This window comes from Nocardia sp. NPDC060220 (assembly GCF_042727815.1).
Taxonomy (GTDB): Bacteria; Actinomycetota; Actinomycetes; order Mycobacteriales; family Mycobacteriaceae; genus Nocardia.
This window is the reverse complement of sequence record NZ_JBHWZY010000366.1, coordinates 1-6,514: the sequence shown is the minus strand read 5'-3', so window position 1 is coordinate 6,514 and position 6,514 is coordinate 1. Positions and strand designations below refer to the sequence as shown.

6 protein-coding genes and 2 pseudogenes are annotated in these 6,514 nt (G+C 68.8%); 2 read left to right on the top strand and 6 right to left on the bottom strand.

The features are described from left to right. Positions 1–86: 86 nt before the first annotated feature. The 3 genes and pseudogenes from ACFWF3_RS19595 to ACFWF3_RS19585 form a co-directional block, all read right to left on the bottom strand. Positions 87–671, bottom strand: a pseudogene (locus tag ACFWF3_RS19595) (MBL fold metallo-hydrolase); the annotation flags it as partial. Beyond that, positions 665–1,750 carry an S-(hydroxymethyl)mycothiol dehydrogenase gene (locus tag ACFWF3_RS19590; RefSeq protein WP_379314745.1) on the bottom strand — a complete coding sequence of 362 codons (1,086 nt, stop codon included), beginning with the start codon at positions 1,748–1,750 and terminating at the stop codon, positions 665–667. The gene ACFWF3_RS19590 and the pseudogene ACFWF3_RS19595, both read right to left, overlap by 7 nt. 59 nt (positions 1,751–1,809) lie before the next feature. After that, complete coding sequence (locus ACFWF3_RS19585; protein ID WP_358067951.1) at positions 1,810–2,028, bottom strand: three-helix bundle dimerization domain-containing protein; 219 nt, start codon at positions 2,026–2,028, stop codon at positions 1,810–1,812. A 199-nt stretch (positions 2,029–2,227) separates the two neighbouring features. On the opposite strand from ACFWF3_RS19585, the gene ACFWF3_RS19580 reads away from it, so the two are divergent. After that, a complete protein-coding gene (locus ACFWF3_RS19580; RefSeq protein WP_379314744.1) occupies positions 2,228–2,992 on the top strand; it encodes an ankyrin repeat domain-containing protein in 765 nt (254 codons plus the stop codon). Positions 2,993–3,010: 18 nt separating this feature from the next. Here ACFWF3_RS19580 and cynR read toward each other — a convergent pair whose 3' ends face one another. Continuing rightward, complete coding sequence (cynR, locus tag ACFWF3_RS19575; protein WP_379314743.1) at positions 3,011–3,892, bottom strand: transcriptional regulator CynR; 882 nt, start codon at positions 3,890–3,892, stop codon at positions 3,011–3,013. Beyond that, positions 3,889–4,542 (bottom strand): TetR/AcrR family transcriptional regulator, encoded by a 654-nt coding sequence (locus ACFWF3_RS19570; RefSeq protein ID WP_378993988.1) that lies wholly within the window; start codon positions 4,540–4,542, stop codon positions 3,889–3,891. The genes cynR and ACFWF3_RS19570 overlap by 4 nt, the downstream gene beginning before the upstream one ends. A 155-nt stretch (positions 4,543–4,697) precedes the next feature. On the opposite strand from ACFWF3_RS19570, the pseudogene ACFWF3_RS19565 reads away from it, so the two are divergent. Next, positions 4,698–6,329 (top strand): annotated as a pseudogene (locus tag ACFWF3_RS19565) (CocE/NonD family hydrolase); the annotation flags it as partial. On the opposite strand, the gene ACFWF3_RS19560 reads toward ACFWF3_RS19565, so the two are convergent. After that, a complete protein-coding gene (locus ACFWF3_RS19560; protein ID WP_379314746.1) occupies positions 6,247–6,498 on the bottom strand; it encodes a hypothetical protein in 252 nt (83 codons plus the stop codon). The pseudogene ACFWF3_RS19565 and the gene ACFWF3_RS19560 overlap by 83 nt on opposite strands. Positions 6,499–6,514: the final 16 nt, after the last annotated feature.

Sequence of the window (6,514 nt, the reverse complement as noted above, 5' to 3'; positions counted from 1 at the left end):
GCGGTCTCGGAGATGCCTTCGGTGACGGCTGGTATCAGGCCGGCTCCCAGTGCGATGACGAAGGAGGCTGCGCAGACGAGGACCGCCGTGCCGATGGTGGTGGTGTCGCCGTGACCGGTGTGGACCGTGGTCTCCTCGGGGAGCGTGAGCAATCGGTCTCGGATCGAGTCGATGATCGTGTCGAAGTCGGAGAACGAGCGGCCGGTGGCGCCCGGGCCTCCCGCGAACAGGGTGTCACCGGTGAACAGGGCCGCGAGGTCGGGCAGGTGCAGCGAGACCGAGCCGGGGGAGTGGCCGGGGGTGTGCAGGATGTCGATATCGGTGCCCGCCACCGTGATCCGGGTGGTATCCGCCAGCGAGTGGTAGTCGGCCCTCGGGTGGGTCATGCGCCAGAGGGGCTCGTCGCCGGGATGCAGCAGGACGGGGGCATCGAGGCGCTGCGCGAGTTCTGGCGCGACGGTGACGTGGTCGTTGTGGCCGTGTGTGCACAGGATCGCGGTGACGTGCCGGTCGCCGACCGCGGCGGCGATGGCATCGGCGTCGTGGGCGGCGTCGATGACGAGCACCTCGGTGTCGTCACCGACGAGCCACACATTGTTGTCGACATCCCAGGTGCCGCCGTCGAGCGCGAAAGTGCCCGAGGTGACGACTCTTTCGATGCGAGTCACCACACCACCACCGAACGCAGCACCCGGCCCTGCGCCATCGCGGCGAACGCCTGCTCGACCCCGTCGATGCCGATCCGCTCGGTGACGAACCGGTCCAGCGGCAATCGGCCCTGCCGGTAGAGGTCGATGAGCATCGGGAAGTCGCGCTCGGGCAGGCAGTCGCCGTACCAGGAGGATTTCAGCGCACCGCCGTGCGAGAAGAAGTCGATCAGCGGCATCTCCAATGTCATGTCGGGTGTCGGCACGCCGACGAGAACGACCGTGCCCGCCAGGTCGCGCCCGTAGAACGCCTGCTGCCAGGTCTCCGGGCGGCCGACCGCGTCGATCACCACATCGGCACCGAAACCGCCGGTGAGTTCCTTGATCCGCTCGACCACGTCCTCGCTGGTCGCGTCGATGGTGTGGGTGGCGCCGAAGTCCTTGGCCCAGTCCAGTTTTTGCTGATCACGATCGATCGCGATGATCGTGCCCGCACCGGCGAGGCGCGCACCGGCGATGGCGGCGTCACCGACGCCCCCGCAGCCGATCACCGCGACGCTGTCACCGCGCGAGACGTTGCCGGTGTTCACGGCGGCGCCGATCCCGGCCATCACGCCACAGCCGAGCAGGCCGGCGACGGCGGGATCGGTCTCGGAATCGACCGTGGTGCACTGCTTTTCGTGCACGAGGGTCTTGTCGGCGAAAGCGCCGACGCCTAGGGCCGGGGTGAGCGGGGTGCCGTCGGTGAGCGTCATCGGGACGCTGGCGTTGTGGGTGTCGAAGCAGTACCAGGGGCGCCCGCGCCGACACGCTCGGCATTCGCCACACACCGCGCGCCAGTTGAGGACGACGAAATCGCCCGCGGCCACATGGGTCACCGCCGCGCCGACGGACTCGACCACACCGGCGGCTTCGTGCCCGAGCAGGAACGGGAACTCGTCGTTGATGCCGCCGTCGCGATAGTGCAGGTCGGTGTGGCACACCCCGCAGGCCTGGACGCGGACGACGACATCGTGCGGTCCCGGGTCGGGAATCACGATGTCGACGGTTTCGACCGGCGCATCCTTCGCGCGGGCGATGACTCCGCGGACGGTGTCTGGCATGCGGACCTCCTCATGGTTGGCGTGGGTCTACGTCAACGCTAGCGGGGCCGCCCGCCCGGTCAATGCGGGATGGGTGGGATCTCACCTGTCGGACTGCCGAGTTCTTCTCGCACATGGTGTTCGACGAGCAACGGAACATAGTTGCGGATGTGCACCTTCCCGAACGCGTCGTAGACGTTGTGCACGATGTCGGCGAGCTCAGCGGGTGCGATGGTCGGGTACCGGATGATCAACCGCTCGATGACCTCGTCGAGTTGGCGGTTCTCGTGAGTAGTCATATTCCGGGGGTACCCGGCGATACCGTCGATCAACGGGGCGGTGCCTACTTTTCGTCGAAACCAGAGATGCCCCAGTTCCCCGGATCGCGTCCTGACGGCTGCGCATAGACGGTGTCGATGGTGGCGATCGGCGCTGCGTCCTGGACGTGGGGGGACGGGGTGGGCACGGTGGAGCATGACCTGACCAGAGGAGATACCTATGAATCCGGCTCGCCCGGCAGTTCGTGGCCCCCGCGCGGCCGTGCTCGCGCTCGCGGTGCTCGCGGTGGGCGTCGGCGCCTGCTCCGCCGACCCGGGCACGCCGGAATCCGCCGTCGCCTCGGCGACGCCCGAGACGTCGGCCACGACTTCCGCTGCCACCCCGCAGACCAGGCAGCTCGACCACGCCCTGGACGCCGACCTCTACGACGCGGCCGTCGCCGACGATGCCGCCCGGGTCCGCGACCTGATCGCCCGCGGCGCCGATATGGAGACGCGTGGCGACAACGGGCGCACACCACTGGTCGCCGCCACCAAGAACACGGCGACCGCGGCCGCATCGGCCTTGATCGAGGCGGGCGCCGACGTGAACGCCGCGGACGACCTCCAGGACTCCGCCTACCTGTACGCCGGAGCCGAGGGCCTCGACGAGATCCTCGCGGCGACCCTGCGCCACGGCGCGGACCTGCGCAGTGTGAACCGTTACGGCGGTACGGCACTCATCCCGGCGAGCGAGCACGCGCATGTGAGCACCGTGCGGATGCTGATCGCCGCGGGCGTCGACGTCAACCATGTGAACAAGCCGCGGTGGACGGCACTGCAGGAGGCGGTCGTCTACGGCGACGGCTCGCAGCGCTACCAGGAAACCGTCACCGCGCTGCTCGCCGCGGGCGCCGACCCGCAGATCCGCGATGCCGAAGGCCGCACCGCGCTACAGAACGCCGAACGCCTCCACCAGGACGCGATCGTCGCACTGCTGCGCTGAGCGGGCGTGCCGACGCGCTCACCGCGTCTGTTCGCGGACCGATTCGGCGAAAGCTGTCGCGGCGGCGCTGCGGTGCCCCTCGGCCGCGGACAGCAGCGTGACGGTTCGCCGAGACATGCTGGGCCGCAGTGGAATCCGGGCGAGTGGGGGATGGGTTTCGGTGACCGACTCGGGCAGGATCGTCATCAGGTCCGAGGTGGATACCACCTCCAGCAGTGCCTGAATCGAATTGACCTCCACCGCGATTCGTGGCGAAACGCCGTGGTCGTGGAGGTAGCTGTCGATGTGGTGGCGGGTCGCGAACGTCGAATTGAGCAGAGCGAGATCGCGGCCGGTCAGATCGTCGGGTGTCACGGACTCTGGTAGCGCGGGGCGCGCGGCGATGCCGGCTACGGCGGCCAGAGTCTCCTCGTACAGCGCTTCGGCCGTGATGCCGGGCAGCCGCGGTGGAGCGAACGCGATGCCGAGGTCGAGGCGGTCATCGAGCAGCTCGGACTCCATGGCGTCCTGGGACAACTCACCGAACTCGACGGTGACCCCCGGATACCGGGCCCGGAACGCCGCGATCAGCGGGCCGACCAGATAGGGCGTGAAGGTGGGAGTGGTGGCGAAGCGGAGCAGGCCGCGACTGAGATCGGTGACGTCGTGCACGGCCCGCTGCGCCGCGGCGACCTCGTCGACAGCTCGGCGGGCATGCGCCAGATAGGCCGCCCCCGCGTCGGTGAGCCGCACGCTGCGCCCGGTCCGGTCGAGCAACACCGCCCCGACGGCGCGCTCGAGCTGCTTGATCTGGTGCGACAGCGTCGGCTGCGAGAGGTGTAGCTGCTCCGCGGCCCGGGTGAAGTTCCCGTGCTCGGCGACAGCGGCCAGATAGCGCAGGTGCCGCAGTTCCGGCGTCACCGTCGGTCGCCGTCCGGTCCGATCCGCGCCAGCACCGCGTTGACCACCAGGCACGCGCTGTCCACCACATCGGCCATCGGCTGGCGGTAGGCGTCGAGCACCCACTTCTGGGCGATGATCACGATGGCGCCGACCAGGCCGAACAGCACCGTGCGCACGCTGACGGCAGGGTGGGTTTCCAGGTCGACATGCGGGGTGATCAGGGCCATGCAGATATCGACCAACGCGTCGAGAACGTCGTGATAGGCCCGGTCGACCGCGGGGCTCACGCCGAGGATCTCGAAGAAAGCGATCCGGGGAACCCGGGGGTCGTCGAGGATGAGCTGGAAGTACGCGGTCAGGCCGACCCGCACCTGAGCGTCGACGGCCTCGGCCTCGCGCAGGCCGGTATGGATCGCCTCGATCATCCTGGCGGCCGTCTCGCGGTACACCTCGAGCAGCAGATCCTCACTGTCGGTGAAGGACTCGTAGAAGTAGCGTTTGCCGACCCCGGCCGCCGCGCAGATCGTGGTGACTGTGGTGTTGCGGTAGCCGTCGATGCCGAAGGCGTCCGTGGCCGCCTCGAGCAACCGGGTGCGGCGGTCCTGCTGACGTTGCCCAGGGGCGGCCCCGCGGTACCGGCGGCCGTCATCGAGTTCGGACGCTGTCACAACGCCAATTCTGTCAGGTGACCGCGGTGGGGCGCGCGCGGGCGCTGAACGAGGATTGCCCAGAACATGTTCTTGCGATCGGACGTGACCCACGCTACGTTACTTCCCGGTACGGGAACGTCGGAGTTCCCGATGGTGGAGGGCTGAACCGAAGCATGATCACACATCGTGGGCGGCTGGCTGCGCTGGTCGCATCCGTCGTCGTAATGGCAGGCGCCGTCGCATCCGCACCGGTCGGACAAGCATCGCCGAATGCCGAGGGTCTCGACACGCAGTTCGTCGCCACCCATAACGGGCCGCAGCAGTACCCCAACGTCTTCATCGAGTGGGATGTGCCGATCACCATGAGTGACGGCACCGTATTGAAAGCGAACGTCTATCACCCGGCCGGTGCGGACGGTCAGCCCGTCGCCGAGCCGACGCCCACGATCGTCAATATGACGCCCTACACCAAGCTGGTCACCAACGTCGCCGACTCGGCGCTCGCGGTTCCCGGCCTGTCGGACCTGCTGATGCCGGTGCTGCAGAACCTGGACTTCTCGCCGTTCGGTTTCAGCAGCCTCAGCGACATGATGAACGCGCTGCCCGGCGGCGCGGCCCGCACCTTCGGCGTCGACCGGAATCTGATCCGCGGCGGGTACACCCAGGTGGTCGTCGACGTGCGCGGCACCGGCTTCTCCCAGGGCACCTGGCAGGTCTTCGGTGAACGCGAGCAGCTCGACGGTGTGGAAATCGTCGACTGGGCCGCGAAACAGGGCTGGTCCGACGGCAAGATCGGGATGAGCGGCATCTCCTACTCGGCGATCAACCAGCTGCAGACCGCGCAGCGGCACCCCGAGGCGCTCAAGGCGATCTTCCCGATCGTGCCCGGTAGCGACCTGATCCGCGATGTCGCCGCCCCGGGTGGCGCGCTCGGGATCGGGTTCATCCCGGCCTGGCTGCTCGCCGTCGACGGCGCGAAGCTGCTGCCCGATCTGATGTCGATGCTGAACGGCAGATTCGACTGGGTCTGGCTGCGCGACCGGGTGACCGACCCGTTCACCTTCTTCAACGTGCTCATCGCCGCGCTGACCACTCCGAACGTGGAGCAGATCCCGCCGGAGATGGCGTCGATCCTCGACGACGAGAGCGCGCTGCGGACCGCCTGGGTGGGTTCGCCCGATCAGGTGCGGGTGCCGACCTTCCTCTACGGCGGCTGGCACGACATCTTCACCTACTCCACCCCGCGCATCTACAACGCGGTGAACGTGCCCGCCGAGCAGAAGAAGCTCGTCATGGACGACGTCTACCACGTGACGGTGAGTTCGGGACTCGGCCAGCCGGGTGCGCCCGCGCCGGCGGATTCGTTGCAGCGCGCGTGGTTCGACAAGTGGCTCAAGGGAATCGACAACGGTATCGACCGCTACGACCCGGTCACGTTGTGGCAGCAGGGCAGTGGGCAGTGGACCGCCGACGTCGCCTTCCCGCGGCCGGGCATGCAGTACCGGCGGATGTATCTCGACGCCGCCTCCTCCGGCACCGCGCCGGGCGCCCGCCACGACGGCAGCCTGCGCACTGCGCCCGGTGTCGCGCAACGCGTTTCGGTGGATCCGAGCCTGACCACCATCTGCTCGCGTGATGCCGCGCAGGGCACGGCCGGCCTGGTCCCGCTGCCCGATATCTGTGCCAAGGACGCCCGGATCAGCGAGGGCGCCGCGCTCACCTTCACCACGGCTCCGGTGGCCGCGCCGACGCGGATCTCCGGTCCGATCGCCGCCCACCTGAACACCGTGCTCGACGCCACCGACGGCTACTGGACGGTGACGGTGAACGATGTCGCCCCCGACGGCACGTCGACGGCAGCTCCGCGACCTCACAGGTTTCCTCGGTCCGCCACGCGCCCGGCCTGCGCTCCCGGTGCAGCCCCACCCGTGCCGCCCACTCCGGGTCCCCCTCGCGCCGCCCGCCGGTCGCCACGTACACCACCTCGGGG

Coding starts and splice junctions, on each gene's coding strand:
- ACFWF3_RS19590 (WP_379314745.1), bottom strand. CDS start 1,750: ATGCCAGACACCGTCCGCGGAGTCATCGCCCGCGCGAAGGATGCGCCG.
- ACFWF3_RS19585 (WP_358067951.1), bottom strand. CDS start 2,028: ATGACTACTCACGAGAACCGCCAACTCGACGAGGTCATCGAGCGGTTG.
- ACFWF3_RS19580 (WP_379314744.1), top strand. CDS start 2,228: ATGAATCCGGCTCGCCCGGCAGTTCGTGGCCCCCGCGCGGCCGTGCTC.